General features: G+C 68.7%; 15 protein-coding genes and 1 pseudogene. 10 read left to right on the forward strand and 6 right to left on the reverse strand.

Annotation, left to right across the window (positions count from 1 at the left end; translation table 11 throughout):
* Together JHE00_RS08750 and JHE00_RS08755 are read right to left on the reverse strand one after the other, a co-directional pair.
* The gene (locus tag JHE00_RS08750; RefSeq protein WP_200316791.1) at nucleotides 1–633 is read right to left on the reverse strand and encodes an IclR family transcriptional regulator; all 633 of its coding nucleotides are present in this window, start codon (nucleotides 631–633) and stop codon (nucleotides 1–3) included.
* Nucleotides 630–1,484 carry a hypothetical protein gene (locus JHE00_RS08755; protein WP_307831921.1) on the reverse strand — a complete coding sequence of 285 codons (855 nt, stop codon included), beginning with the start codon at nucleotides 1,482–1,484 and terminating at the stop codon, nucleotides 630–632. The genes JHE00_RS08750 and JHE00_RS08755 overlap by 4 nt, the downstream gene beginning before the upstream one ends.
* 157 nt (nucleotides 1,485–1,641) lie before the next feature.
* Between JHE00_RS08755 and JHE00_RS08760 the strand changes: the two genes are divergently transcribed.
* The 5 genes from JHE00_RS08760 to JHE00_RS08780 all read left to right on the forward strand — a co-directional run bounded on the left by JHE00_RS08760 (nucleotide 1,642) and on the right by JHE00_RS08780 (nucleotide 5,554).
* Complete coding sequence (locus tag JHE00_RS08760; protein ID WP_307831862.1) at nucleotides 1,642–2,424, forward strand: DUF2470 domain-containing protein; 783 nt, start codon at nucleotides 1,642–1,644, stop codon at nucleotides 2,422–2,424.
* A 35-nt stretch (nucleotides 2,425–2,459) separates the two neighbouring features.
* The gene (locus JHE00_RS08765; RefSeq protein WP_200316795.1) at nucleotides 2,460–3,269 is read left to right on the forward strand and encodes a CPBP family intramembrane glutamic endopeptidase; all 810 of its coding nucleotides are present in this window, start codon (nucleotides 2,460–2,462) and stop codon (nucleotides 3,267–3,269) included.
* Between the two features lie 107 nt (nucleotides 3,270–3,376).
* Nucleotides 3,377–3,565 (forward strand): hypothetical protein, encoded by a 189-nt coding sequence (locus JHE00_RS08770; protein WP_200316797.1) that lies wholly within the window; start codon nucleotides 3,377–3,379, stop codon nucleotides 3,563–3,565.
* A gap of 52 nt (nucleotides 3,566–3,617) precedes the next feature.
* Nucleotides 3,618–4,856 (forward strand): arginine deiminase, encoded by a 1,239-nt coding sequence (locus JHE00_RS08775; protein WP_307831863.1) that lies wholly within the window; start codon nucleotides 3,618–3,620, stop codon nucleotides 4,854–4,856.
* 149 nt (nucleotides 4,857–5,005) lie between these two features.
* A complete protein-coding gene (locus JHE00_RS08780; protein ID WP_200316799.1) occupies nucleotides 5,006–5,554 on the forward strand; it encodes a ferritin in 549 nt (182 codons plus the stop codon).
* A gap of 77 nt (nucleotides 5,555–5,631) precedes the next feature.
* Here the strand turns inward: JHE00_RS08780 and JHE00_RS08785 are convergent, their stop codons facing one another.
* The 4 genes from JHE00_RS08785 to JHE00_RS08800 all read right to left on the reverse strand — a co-directional run bounded on the left by JHE00_RS08785 (nucleotide 5,632) and on the right by JHE00_RS08800 (nucleotide 8,380).
* Entirely contained in the window at nucleotides 5,632–6,474 is an 843-nt protein-coding gene (locus JHE00_RS08785) for a hypothetical protein (protein ID WP_200316801.1), read from the reverse strand.
* Nucleotides 6,471–7,055 carry a SigE family RNA polymerase sigma factor gene (locus JHE00_RS08790; protein WP_372440389.1) on the reverse strand — a complete coding sequence of 195 codons (585 nt, stop codon included), beginning with the start codon at nucleotides 7,053–7,055 and terminating at the stop codon, nucleotides 6,471–6,473. Before JHE00_RS08790 ends, JHE00_RS08785 begins: the two co-directional genes overlap by 4 nt.
* 90 nt (nucleotides 7,056–7,145) lie before the next feature.
* A complete protein-coding gene (locus tag JHE00_RS08795) occupies nucleotides 7,146–7,505 on the reverse strand; it encodes a DUF952 domain-containing protein (protein ID WP_200316803.1) in 360 nt (119 codons plus the stop codon).
* On the reverse strand, nucleotides 7,505–8,380 hold the full coding sequence (locus JHE00_RS08800) for a DUF5926 family protein (protein ID WP_200316804.1): 876 nt from the start codon (nucleotides 8,378–8,380) through the stop codon (nucleotides 7,505–7,507). The genes JHE00_RS08795 and JHE00_RS08800 overlap by 1 nt, the downstream gene beginning before the upstream one ends.
* A 67-nt stretch (nucleotides 8,381–8,447) precedes the next feature.
* Between JHE00_RS08800 and JHE00_RS08805 the strand changes: the two are divergent.
* From JHE00_RS08805 to JHE00_RS08825, 5 genes and pseudogenes are all read left to right on the forward strand, one after another.
* A pseudogene (locus JHE00_RS08805) lies at nucleotides 8,448–8,567 on the forward strand (cytochrome P450); the annotation flags it as partial.
* A gap of 443 nt (nucleotides 8,568–9,010) precedes the next feature.
* Nucleotides 9,011–9,595, forward strand: coding sequence for an SAV_915 family protein (locus JHE00_RS08810; protein WP_200316805.1), 585 nt, complete (start codon nucleotides 9,011–9,013; stop codon nucleotides 9,593–9,595).
* Nucleotides 9,588–10,010 (forward strand): hypothetical protein, encoded by a 423-nt coding sequence (locus JHE00_RS08815; protein ID WP_200316806.1) that lies wholly within the window; start codon nucleotides 9,588–9,590, stop codon nucleotides 10,008–10,010. Before JHE00_RS08810 ends, JHE00_RS08815 begins: the two co-directional genes overlap by 8 nt.
* 20 nt (nucleotides 10,011–10,030) lie before the next feature.
* Complete coding sequence (locus tag JHE00_RS08820) at nucleotides 10,031–11,257, forward strand: hypothetical protein (RefSeq protein ID WP_200316807.1); 1,227 nt, start codon at nucleotides 10,031–10,033, stop codon at nucleotides 11,255–11,257.
* A gap of 21 nt (nucleotides 11,258–11,278) precedes the next feature.
* Entirely contained in the window at nucleotides 11,279–11,980 is a 702-nt protein-coding gene (locus tag JHE00_RS08825; RefSeq protein WP_200316808.1) for a hypothetical protein, read from the forward strand.
* Nucleotides 11,981–12,053 lie beyond the last annotated feature (73 nt).

Raw genomic sequence — 12,053 nt, forward strand, 5'->3', positions numbered from 1 at the left:
TCAGTCGCGCAGGACGGCGGCCAGCGCCGCGGCGGCCTCCACCACGCGAGGACCGACGGTCGAGTTGTCCAGCGGTTCGAACGACACCACACCGACACTCGCCCTCAGCCCCAGCACTCCGCGCACGGGTGCGGCCACCCCGAACGTGCCGGACTGCGGCTCCCCGGTCGCGGTCGCCCAGCGTTTGCCCCTGGCCCGCAGGGTCAGCGCTTTGCCCGCGGCGCCGCGCGAGACGGGATGCCTGCTGCCGATGCGGTAGGCCACGTGCATCGCGGTCCAGGACGGCTCGGCGACCGCGATCACCTGGAGCTGGTCGCCCTCGGCCACCGAGAGGTGCGCGGTGGTCCCTCCGGACTCGGCGAGCTCCCGCAACACCGGCTGGGCGGCCTGGCGCAGCTGCGGCAGCATCTGACCGGCCAGCCTCAGCACCCCTGCGCCGAGGCGCACCTTGCTCCCGTCGCGCCACACCAGGCCACGGTCGGCCAGCGGCACCAGCAGCCGGTAGACGGCGGCCCGGCTCGTGCCGATGGTGGTGGCCAGCTCCGAGATGGTGGCCGCCTCGCCTCCGGCGTCGGCCACGGCTTGCAACAGGGCGAGCCCGCGATCCAGCGTCAGCGAGCTCTCCCTGGTCACAACAGGCCCAGGCCCTTCAGGTCCGCGACCGGCTCGTCGAAGGTCGCCGATGCGTAAGACGCGAACAGGGCACGCACGGCCTTCGCGGCCTCGTCCGACAGGCCGTGCGCCTCAGCCGCGAGCGCCTCACCGTCGGTCGAGGTGAGCGCCTCCCGCACGTCGCCGCCTGAGAGGCAGCGAGCCGACGCCACCAGCAGGTTCAGGAATCCGTGGTGCTCGAAGCCGTTCGACTCGTCAACGTGGTGAACCGCGCGGTGCAGGCTGTTGGTGGCCTTGAACGCCGCGCCCGAGAAGTTGCTGACCACGGACAGGAAGTCGGCGACCTCGTCGACACTCGGGAAGTTCTCCTTGGAGAGCCCTCCGCAGCGGATCTTCGGCGAGCTGCCGTGCTCGATGACGTTGCGGACCCCGTCGAGCCAGCCGACGCCGCGCCTCGGCTCCACGACGCGCACCACGTCCTCGGGCACGAACTCCGACACGCGCTCGAGCCACACCTCGTCCACGTCGGACGGGGCGGGCATCTCCACCATCTTCAGGTCGAGCAGCTCGTTGCGGGACTCGACGATCGAGATCGCCTTGGGCACTCCGCCGAGCCCGGTGTCGATGATCAGCGAGAGCGGCAGCGGCTCCTTGGGCTTGATCTTGATCAACTCGGTGATCAGCTCCGGCAGGCGCGACGCCTGGCACAGGAACACCCCGAGCACACCGGCGTGCTCGCCGGCGCGGGTCTCGAAGTGACCCTTCAATGCCTCCGGCATCGTGGCGTCGCCAGGAGGGAACAGCGCCGAGTCGTCAACAAGGCGAGCGAAGAGGGGCGGGATTCCACGAGGGCCGGGGGGCGTGAGTTCCACAGCGCTTGACACGCCCCACACGCTAGTAGCGTCCGAAATCAGGACGACAGTGGCCGTCTAACGAACGCCGTCCGGACACCTCACCCGCCTTTCCACCGCCGGGTCGCTTCCCCCGGAAGACGAACTAGGTTAGCCTCACCTAAGTTGGAGGTGAGTGGTGACCGAGACACAGTCCCGACGCCCGCAGGCCCCGCGACCTGCCGAGCGAGCCAAGACGATCGCACTGCGCGGCGGGCCGGCGATCCTCATGCCGGCCGTCGACCGCAGGGCCGGCGACGACGAGCGCGTGGTGCCCGTGCTGCAGCACGTCCATTCCAGCGGCAGCGTGAGCGTGCTCCTCCCAGACGACCACCCGATCGTCGCCTCGGCGCGCGAGTCCGAGAGCGGCGAGCTGGCGATGATGATCGAGCTGGCCGACCAGGCCCCGGTCGACCTGCGCGAGCCCATCCGCGGCCTGCTCTGGATCACCGGCTGGCTCCGCCTGCTCGACGAGCGCGCGGGCAGGGCGCGCGCGGTCTCCATCGCGAACACCAGACCCGACCCGAGACTGCTCGACGTCGGCCACGGCGCGAGCGTGCTGCGCCTCAACCCGGCCTCGATCGTGCTCGCCGACTCCGAGGGCACCCATTCACTCACCGCACCGACGTTCAGCACCGCGAAGGCCGATCCGTTCTGCCAGTACGAACAGCAGTGGCTCCGGCATCTCGAGGACTCACACGCCGACGTCGTCTGGCAGCTCTCCAGGCACTTGCCGGAGGAGCTGCGCGACGGGCGCATCCGCCCGCTCGGACTCGATCGCTACGGACTGCGCCTGCGCGTCGAGTCCTGCTACGGCGACCACGACGTCCGGCTCGGCTTCTCGCGCGTCATCGACAGCCCTCCGCAGCTCGCGGTGGAAATGCGCAGGCTCATCGGCTGCCCGTTCCTGTCCCAGGCTTGACCTGGTCCTTTCACGGCCTGGGGTAGCGTGCCCGAGTGTCGATTGGTCGTGACTGGCTGAACCCGGCCGCGCCCGCGAGGCCTGCTGTGGTCACCGAACCCGCGCAGCGGCGCGCACTCGTCTTCGAGCTCGTCCTCGTCTTCTCCATCACGCTCGGCCTGTCCGGCATGCGGAGCCTGCTGTCGCTGGTGGACTCGCTGCTGCGGCCGGAACCGCTCAACGAGCAGCAGGTCGCGATCAACGTTTCGCAGGCCTCCGCCCAGGTCATCGACCTGCTCAAGCAGCTGCTGAGCGTCGTCCAGCTGGTCGGCTGGGGCGCGCTCGGCCTCTACCTGCTGTGGCGTGGCGGCATCAAGCTCGCGGAGATCGGGCTCGACGGAACGCGGTGGCGCAGGGACACGCGCTGGGCCATCGGGCTGACCGCGCTGATCGGCATCCCCGGGCTCGCCCTCTACTTCACGGCGTGGCAGCTCGGGCTCAACCTCGCCGTGCAGCCCTCGACGCTCGACGAGTCGTGGTGGCGGCCGATCACCCTCACCCTCGCGGCGTTCGGCAACGCCTTCGCCGAGGAGGTGCTCGTCGTCGGGTACCTGCTCACCCGATTGCGCCAGCTGGGGATGCGCGAGAACTCGAGCCTGCTCGTGGCCGCCGTGCTGCGGGGTTCGTACCACCTCTACCAGGGCATCGGCGGGTTCATCGGCAACCTCGTGATGGGTCTGGTGTTCGGCAGGGTGTGGCAGCGGACCAACCGGCTCTGGCCGTTGGTCGTAGCTCACACTCTGTTGGACGTGTTTGCGTTCGTGGGATACGCGCTGTTGCGTGATCATGTTTCGTGGCTCCCGTGAACCGGCTTGGTTGCACGGGCGTTCGAACAAATGTTCTAATGGTCGGGTCCGGTTCGCAGGGGATGCGGAGAGCCGGCTCGACGCTGCACGACGCATGGAGGGGCACGATGGCCTGCAAGATCACCCACCGGATCAACGACCAGCAGATCCGGTTCGCCAACCGGGACGCGGCCGAGCGGTACGCCGAGATCATGGGCGGCGGGGCCCAGAACTGGGACTTCGCCACGGTGCCCGCGACGCAGACCACGGCCTGGTCCGCCGTGCCGGAGCCGGCCGGCCGCGGTTCGGCTCGGTAAAAACCCTCGCATGAGCAGGTAGCGGCCCGTCCGAGTCATTACGCTCGCGTCCGTGGAAGACACCATCATCCCGGGCGTGGACAGCGAGGTCGGGCCGCTCCGCTCCGTGCTGCTGCATCGCCCCGGCAACGAGCTCAAAAGGCTCACGCCCCGCAACAACGACCAGCTGCTCTTCGACTCGATCCCGTGGGTGGACCGCGCCCAGCAGGAACACGACGCGTTCGCCGGAGTACTCAAGGACCGGGGCGTCGAGGTACTGCTGCTGTCCGACCTGCTGCGCGAGACCCTGGCCGACCAACGGGCCCACACGGCGGGCGTGCACGCCGCGGTGGACGACCGCAGGCTCGGCACGGACCAGGCCGACTCGCTGCGCTCACACCTGTCGAGCGCCACACCCGCGAGCCTGGCCGAGGTGCTGATGTCGGGCGTGACGTTCGAGGAACTGCCCGCGTCGGAGGGCGCCTCGCTCGTGCGCAAGATGAACCATCCGCACGACTTCGCCGTCGACCCGCTGCCCAACCTGCTGTTCACCAGGGACTCGTCGGTGTGGATCGGCGACCGGGTCGCCATCTCCTCGCTGGCGATGCCCGCGCGGCGCAGGGAGACCGCGCTGCTCGACATCATCTACGCCTACCACCCGCGGTTCCACGGCACCGTCCGCGCGTACGGCGCGCACTCGGCGCCCGTCGAGGGCGGTGACGTGCTACTGCTGGCCCCCGGCGTGCTGGCAGTGGGTGTCGGCGAGCGCACCACGGCGGCGGGCGCGGAGTCGCTGGCCCGCTCAGCCTTCGCCGACGGCATCGCCCACACCGTCCTCGCGGTGCCCATCGCGCAGACCCGCGCCACGATGCACCTCGACACCGTCTGCACGATGATCGGCCCCGACGCCGTCGTGATGTATCCGCTCGCGCGCGACTCGCTCGTGGCGTACACGCTGCGCCCTGGCGACGACGGCGCGTTGCGCGTCGACGGGCCCGCCCCGTTCCTCTCCGCAGCCGCCGAGGCGATGAGCATCGACCGCCTCCACGTGATCGACACGGGCCTCGACCCGGTCACCGCCGAACGCGAGCAGTGGGACGACGGGAACAACACGCTGGCGATCGCACCCGGCGTCGTCGTGGGCTACGACCGCAACGTCGAGACCAATGCCAGGCTCGAGGAGGCGGGCATCGAGGTGCTGCGCCTCGCGAGCTCGGAACTGGGCTCGGGCCGGGGCGGACCGCGCTGCATGTCGTGCCCGATCGCGCGGAGTTCGATTCCGGCGAACCCACCGATGCACGGCCGACAATAAGCAAGCAAGCCTCACCTAAGAAATCAACAAATTTCTTAGGTGAGGCTAAACGAAATTAGTGAAACCTGCGCTAATAATTGTAGATAATTAGGTCGCAGATCACCAGCCTCGACTAGAAAAATGCGGAGACGGTGACGTATCTTGAATGCATGCCGACCTCCAAGCAGCACCCCCGCTCGAAGTTCTACGAATTGCTCCAGCAGCAGGTTCGCAACGAGTTCAACGCCTCGCAGCAGTACATCGCGCTGGCGGTGTGGTTCGACAACGACGACCTGCCGCAGCTGGCCAAGTACTTCTACGCCCAGGCCGTCGAGGAGCGCAACCACGCGCTGGCGCTCGCCCAGTACATGATGGACACAGATCACCACGTCGACATCCCCGGCACCGGCGATGTCCGCAACGACTTCGCCAACGCGCGCGAGCTCATCGAGCTGGCGCTGGAGCAGGAGAAAGAGGTCTCGGCCGACATCAGGGCCCTGGCCAAGGCCGCTCGCGACGAGGACGACTACACGGGTGAGCAGTTCATCCAGTGGTTCCTCAAGGAGCAGGTCGAGGAGATCTCCAAGATGTCGACCCTGCTCAACGTCTACGACCGCGCGAAGGGCAACCTGTTCGAGGTCGAGAAGTTCCTTCACCGCGAAAGCACCGACGACGGCGACGACGCGGGCATGCCGCCGGTCGCGGGTGGCGCGCTCTGACGCCCGCCGCGGACCGAAACCGAGAAAACCCGGGCTCTCCCCCTGTGGAGTAGCCCGGGTTTTCTCGTGTCACCGAATCAGCAGTCGCTGCTCACCGCAACCAATTGCAGGTCGGTGACCGTCTCATCGGTTACCGCGAAGGAATAGCGCGCATTCGCCCCCGCCGACGCGGAGTAACCAGATGACTCGGTCGTGAGATCCGGATAGGTGGACCTCAGCTGTTCGAGTGACGATCCCGCGCCGATTCCGTCGGCGGTCTTCGCTTCCGCCGCGCGGAATCGCACGATTCCGTTCGCCTCGGAGATCGTGACGTCGCTGACCGCGTCGGTGCCGTCGGAGACCCGGTAGGTCGAGCACGGCGTACCACTCGACGGCGGCATCATCCTCGTGGTGGAGATCAGGCCCGTCGAGTTCGCGTCGCCGAACGACATACCCAGCGAGAGCTCGCGGTAACCCTCGGGACCGAGGGTCGGGTCCACGAACTTCGTCCCCATGCTCGGCGGCGACGAACTCGCCGACGACCACGACGACTCGGGCGGTGAGGCGGGCGCGTCGGGCGGCTCCGCGCTGCCGGAGGGCCCCGGCTCCTCGGCCTCGGACTGCGTCGCGTCCACCGAACTCGACGGCGAGGACAGGGCTTGAGAGGTGGTTGGGCTGGTCTGCGGCATCGCTGCCGGGGGCACGTTCGCCGGCTCGTCGCCGCCGCGAAGGGTGGACACGGCCAGGGTGCCGCCGACGAGGGCCAGCACGGCCAATGTGCCGCCACCGGTCGCCATGGCCGCGCGACGCTTCCTGCGCCGCTGCGCACCCGCCACGATGGCCTTGCCCGAGTCGGCACGCGGGTTCATGTCCAGCCGCTCGTCGCCGAAGAGCCTGCGCAGCTCCGCGCCGAGCCGGTCGTCGCCGTCCCAGTCGTTCACACCGCTTCCCTCCCCTCGGTCTCCTGATCGCCGCGCAGCTTGCCGCGCAGCGAGGCGATGGCCTTGCTGGCCTGGCTCTTCACTGTTCCGGGGCTCACGCCGAGCGATTCGGCGATCTCGGCCTCGGACAGTCCTTCGTAGTAACGCAGCACGATGACGGCGCGTTGCCTCGGCGGCAGGTCCCGCAGCGCCTGCCACAGCGGCTCGTGCTCGAAGGGGTCGGTCGGGGTGAAAGCGTTGGGCTCGGGGATGTCCGCGACCAGGTTCTCCCTGCGCAGCCGCCGCCACTTGCTGATGTGGGCGTTGGCCATCGAGCGGCGCACGTACGCGAGCGGGTCGCCGGTCTTGTGAAGGACGTGCGACCAGCGGGAGCCGATCTTCTCGAGCACCGTCTGCACGAGGTCGGCGGCGTCGTGCGGGTTACCGGTCAGCGCGTGGCCGTAGCGGAGCAACCCGGGCAGGCTGGCCTCGACGAACTCGGCGAAGTCCGTGAGGTCGCCCGGCACGGCCGTTCCCCTCTCCTGGCGTGCGGTGGCCGCCCAGCCATCCCCCCTCGGAATGGCAGGCACGAATGCGGTCACCGTAACGCCTCCCCTCACGCCGCCCGAACCTGGCTGACGTGATCACGCACGAGGGCGCCGCCGGGTTGCCCTCGCGGCGCACTCGCGACGTCAGTCTCGGGGAGTGGCGAGCTCGGGCGGCAGCTCGAACGAGCCGTCCGGCCCAGGCGGGAAGCGGTGCACGGAGACCACGGCCGACGCGGGCACCGGCCCGTAGACGTGCGGGAACCACGGCGCGCCCGGCGAGGGCGGCACGGCGGGTTCCCACCGCACGGGCACGTCGAGCCGGTCGGGATCGATGCGCAGCAACAGCATGTCGGTGCGACCGCGGTACAGCGCGGTCGCCGGAAAGTGCACGGTCCCGAGGTCCGAGCAGTGCACGAACCCGACGTCGGCGAGCGAGTCGGGCCGGAGCTCACCACCGTCGGCGACAGTGGCCCACTCGGCCTCGGGACAGATGTGCAGGATCATCAGCGCAGCGTGAGCTGCCGGCCGATGAGGCCGTCGCGCGAGCGCCGCTCGGTCGCGTTCAGCGGCTCGCCGTCGAGCGACTCGAGTGCCTTCTGCAGTCGCTCGCCGAGCTGCTTCGCGGGCTCGGCCCACTCGCGCGCGTGAGCCTCGGGGTCGAGGTCCCACACCGGGACGAGCAGCCCGTGCGCGCGGAACGAACCGGCGTAGCGGGTCTCGTCACCGAGCCCGATCTCCCCGGCCGCCGACAGGCGCGCAAGCGCTTGCAGCAGGCGATTCTCGTCGGCGGGCCACACCCAGCGCAGGTGCGCCTTCTCTCCTGCCAGCACCCAGTAGGCGCCGGTGTCGAGGCGCTCGGTCGGCATGATCGCGGCGTTGGCCCGCTCCAGCGACATCGCGACGTCTCCGCTCGCGTCGCTGTCCTCGGGCAGCCACCACGAGAAGTCCTCATGCAGCGTCACCTCGAGCTCGGCATCCGCCGCCAGCAGATCCTGCAGCCGCTCGCCCTCGACCGGCTCACTCGTGGTGTCCGGAACCGACAGCACGTCGCCGGGCTTCGCGTCGAGCGCCCAGCGCAGCGAACGGCCCAGGTCGCGGCTGATGTCCGAGGAGCGGGTCTGCACCTGCATCCCGATGAACACCTCGCCGTCCGAGCGGACGAACGCCGCCGCGGCCATCGGCAGGACGGTACCGAGGGTGATCTTGCGCTCGGCGTCGTCGGCCAGCGTCAGCCGCGCCGTGCCCGACGGCACGAACTCGCGCATCGCGATCAGTTCGGGCTCGGCCGCGAGGCCCTCGAACGGCCGCGCGACGAACACATCCCGGACCTTCGGCTTCCGGTCCTTCTTGGGGTCCTTCTTCCGCGCACCCTTGCCCACGTTCTCGCCTCCCGCGTCACGTTTCGCGAAAACGCTACTCGACTCCGTCCGGCGCTAAGGTCGGCGGGTGTTCGATCCCCGCGACCCCGGTTTCCTCGCCGACCCCTACCCCGCGTTCGCCGCCCTCCGCTCCGAGGCGGAGGTGCACCGACACGACGGACTGGGGCTGTCGATCGCGGTCTCGCATGACCTCCCACCGGCGAACGACGGGCGGAAGTTCATTACGGCCGCGGGAATCGCCATCGACAAGCACATCGCGCTCGAGCGGCACGACGCCGCTGCCGAAACCGACGAGGTAGTCCTCCATGGAGGGCTACGCCGGAGCGAGCCTGGACCGCACTGACCGAAGTACGCCCCGACTACCTCGCACCGATCTCGAACCAGCACTTCTGGTTCGAGATCCGCTAACCAGCACTGCGGTTCCCGCGACTTACGGCGCGACCGCGCCCGAGCTTCTTGTCGAAAGCGGTAACGGACGGCGACATAGTTATTACAATCGGTACGAGATCGGACTCTGCGGGTGGGGAGCAAGTGGAGGAGAACAGATCGCCCGGTCCTGGTAGAGGGGCTCGGGTTCGCGTGTTGACATCGGCCGAAGTCGGCGACTTCGCGCCTGATGGGGTGTTGGCGTTGACGGTCGGCCGGGAGCCGGACAGCGCGATCGAGCTGTGGGAGCTCAGCGCCGGCCAACGCGTGGTCGTGTGCTATTCGACCTTCACCGCCCTGGCCGCGTCGTGCGGAACCGGGCAGCCCTTTCGCAGGCTCGATCCGACCGAGCTGGCGGAGGTGTGTGAGGTCTCGCGGGCGCAGGCGTTGCTCGACGAGGTGTTGCCGGTGCCACCGCGCTATCCCGAGCTCGACACCGCCGAGCAGCCGGATCTGCCGCTGTTGGACGAGGCCACCGACGAGCCGGAGCTGCTCTACATTCCGTCACGGCCGACCAAGCCGGGCGCCGATGTCGTCGCGATCGAACTACAGCTGCACCGCCGTCGACCGACGTTGCTGGCGTTCACCACCGCGCAGGCGCTGGAAGCCGGCTGCGGGCCGCACCAGCCCTACGTCGCGGTGCCCGCGGAACTGCTCGAGACAGTCATGGCCGAAAGCAGCGCGGAGCGGGTGCTGTTCAACCCCGTGCTCGCCGAGGAGTCCCGGCATACCGCGCCGTTACTGGACTGGTCGAGTAAGTCGGTGATGGGGAGGGGCTGGCGTGCCTAGTGGAGACGGCTACACCCACAACAGCGGCGCTCTACGAACGATCGTCGGTCACTGGCGGGACGGCGCCCACGGCTTGGACGAGGTCGCCGCGGCGTCGGCGAAACCGCCGGACGCGGGTGCGTCGTCGGGGGTGGTGGGCGACGGGATCGCGGCACTGCTGAACGGGCTACGAGGTGCGGCGACGGCGATGGCGCAGACCGCTGGCAGGGTGCATGCGGCCAACGGGGCGTATGAGGACATCGAGAACACCAACGAGGGCGCGATCGCAGCCCGGCCCCGGTACGGCACCGGCCCGGCCAAGCGGCTGCCGTCGGACCCCACGCCGACACCGGGCTCGTTGCCGGAGCAGAAACCGATGCAACGGGACCATCCGCACGAGCCCAGCGATGGTCCCGGCTCGATGGACGACAACTAAGGTCGGCGAGGGGAATCGCTGTGGCACAGGCACTCAACACGACCGTGAACGGCAGCGATGGCAGTTGCCGCGAAGCCGCTAACTATCTCGCCAAGATCGCCAAGGCCGCGCACGGCGCCGCCGACGCGGCGCAACAGGCGCGCACGGTGGACGAGTCGAGCTGGTCGGGTCCAGCGCGCGACGCACACGATGCGACCACGCAACGGTTTGGCCCGTCGACGGACCGGTTGGGTGAGCAGGCCGAAGAGATGGAACGGGCGCTGCGGGAGTTCGCAGACTCCTTGGGCGGCGTGATCCGACGCATGGACAACGCCCGCGGCAAAGCCAGCCTCGGCGGCCTGAAGATCGAGGGCCCGTTCATCTTCGCTCCAGAGCAGCCCGTCGCGGCAAACGTCGTGCCGACGGGACCGTGCGGCGGAGCGGAAGCACGCGAGGTGATGGCCCAGAACAAGGAGGCCATCGTCGCGCACAACGCTGCCGTAACCGACTACAACGCCAAGGCCGCCGTCTACAACGAGTGCAAAGCCATCGTCACCGACGCCCGCAACCAGGAGGGCAACGCACACAATGCGGTGCAGCAGGTCTTCCAGAGTTCCAAGCCGGAGGACGACTACGTTGCCCTCGGCTTCACCACCGCCTCGCACTCCCGAGGTTTCGTCGCGAGCATGGAGAACAGTCGGCTGGAGTACTCGAACCTGTCCGACCGGTTCCGCAACACCGGTGCCGACTTCACCAACTTCGCCCTCGGCAAGTTCAACCAGCTGCCCGAGAACTTCCAGAAGACACTCGTCACCTACATCTCCGCGACGAACGCCGGCGCCGAGTACTACCAGGCTAAGGCCAACGAGTACGGCCGCTATGTCAATGGCGTGCCACAGTGGGCACGCGACGTGCTGTCCAGCTACCCGGGCAAGGGCGCGATGTCCAACCCCGAGCCCGGTGTCGGCAAGGTGTATGAGACTGCCCGGAGCTACCTCAAGGGGCTTTCCTACATCGGCAGTGGACTCGTGGTCGCGAACGAAGTCCGCGGCGCGGTGAAGGGGGAACAGTCGTGGGGTAAGGCGATATCGGACACCGGCGTCATCATCGCGGCATCGGCAGCCGGTGGCGCTGGTGCCGGTTGGGCATACGGTGCTCTCGTCGGCTCGGTAGGTGGTCCCGTCGGAGCGTTGGTTGTTGGTACCGCTGGCGGCATGCTCGGCGGCATCGCCGGGCAGTGGGTTGCCGATATCGTCAACCCCGAATAGTCGCACGAGAGGTCTACCAGCATGCCTGAGGGAACGCCGAGCGCCGAAGATGGCCTGCCACCCCGGCCGGACCCGGAGACCGGCAAACCGTTCCCACCGCACGCTCCCGGCTACACCGGAAACGACAAGCATCCTGAGGCCAATCCGCTGCGCGACATCACGCTGTCTCGCAAGCCCAAGCCGCCAGCTGGCCTTGGCACGACCCTCGCGTGGTGGCGCGACAGTCCGAAGGCCGGGCTCGCCAGAGCAGCGTTCGCGTTCGCTCTCATGGTGGTCGGCGTCGCCGTGATCGGGCTCTCGGGTGACGGCGACCTCAGCATTTTCGGCATCTGGCCGATCTGGATCGTCATCGTCGTGTTCGCCTACCTGGCGTCGAACCCTTTCAACATCGACACCATTTCGGCCGGCGCGGACTGGGTGCAATCGCGGCGCAGCCGGTTTAAGCGGACGAACTACGTCAAGGTCTACGAGCTCACCAAGATCCGCATCAGCTACGGCGGCGGGGACCTTCACCTCGCGATCTACGACAACGAGCGCGGTATGGACCGCACCTACTCGGAGTGGCACCGCGACCGCCGCATCTGGGACCTCGTCTACAACGGAATCGTGCACTCTGTGGCCAACGGCGCCGACATCCGGCCCCGCGACATCGGTGCACTTCAACTGCGCAACAACCCCGCCCTCCACCTGCGCGAGCAACGCTCGAAGCACGAACGCAAGTAGCCGCAACGCCGGCAGGTCCGGCCGGGTGAATGACGCCGCCCTCGATCACAACGCGCGGAGGGGCTTCGAGCCC

Origin of the sequence: Prauserella cavernicola (genome assembly GCF_016595675.1) — a bacterium.
GTDB classification, from domain to species: domain Bacteria; phylum Actinomycetota; class Actinomycetes; order Mycobacteriales; family Pseudonocardiaceae; genus Prauserella_A; species Prauserella_A cavernicola.

What these genes read in the sequence shown, in the direction of transcription:
- JHE00_RS08795 (WP_200316803.1), bottom strand. Translation starts at nt 7,505, where the DNA reads ATGATCCTGCACATCTGTCCCGAGGCCGAGTGGGCCACTGTCGCCGAC.
- JHE00_RS08780 (WP_200316799.1), top strand. Translation starts at nt 5,006, where the DNA reads ATGCCGACCTCCAAGCAGCACCCCCGCTCGAAGTTCTACGAATTGCTC.
- JHE00_RS08770 (WP_200316797.1), top strand. Translation starts at nt 3,377, where the DNA reads ATGGCCTGCAAGATCACCCACCGGATCAACGACCAGCAGATCCGGTTC.
- JHE00_RS08825 (WP_200316808.1), top strand. Translation starts at nt 11,279, where the DNA reads ATGCCTGAGGGAACGCCGAGCGCCGAAGATGGCCTGCCACCCCGGCCG.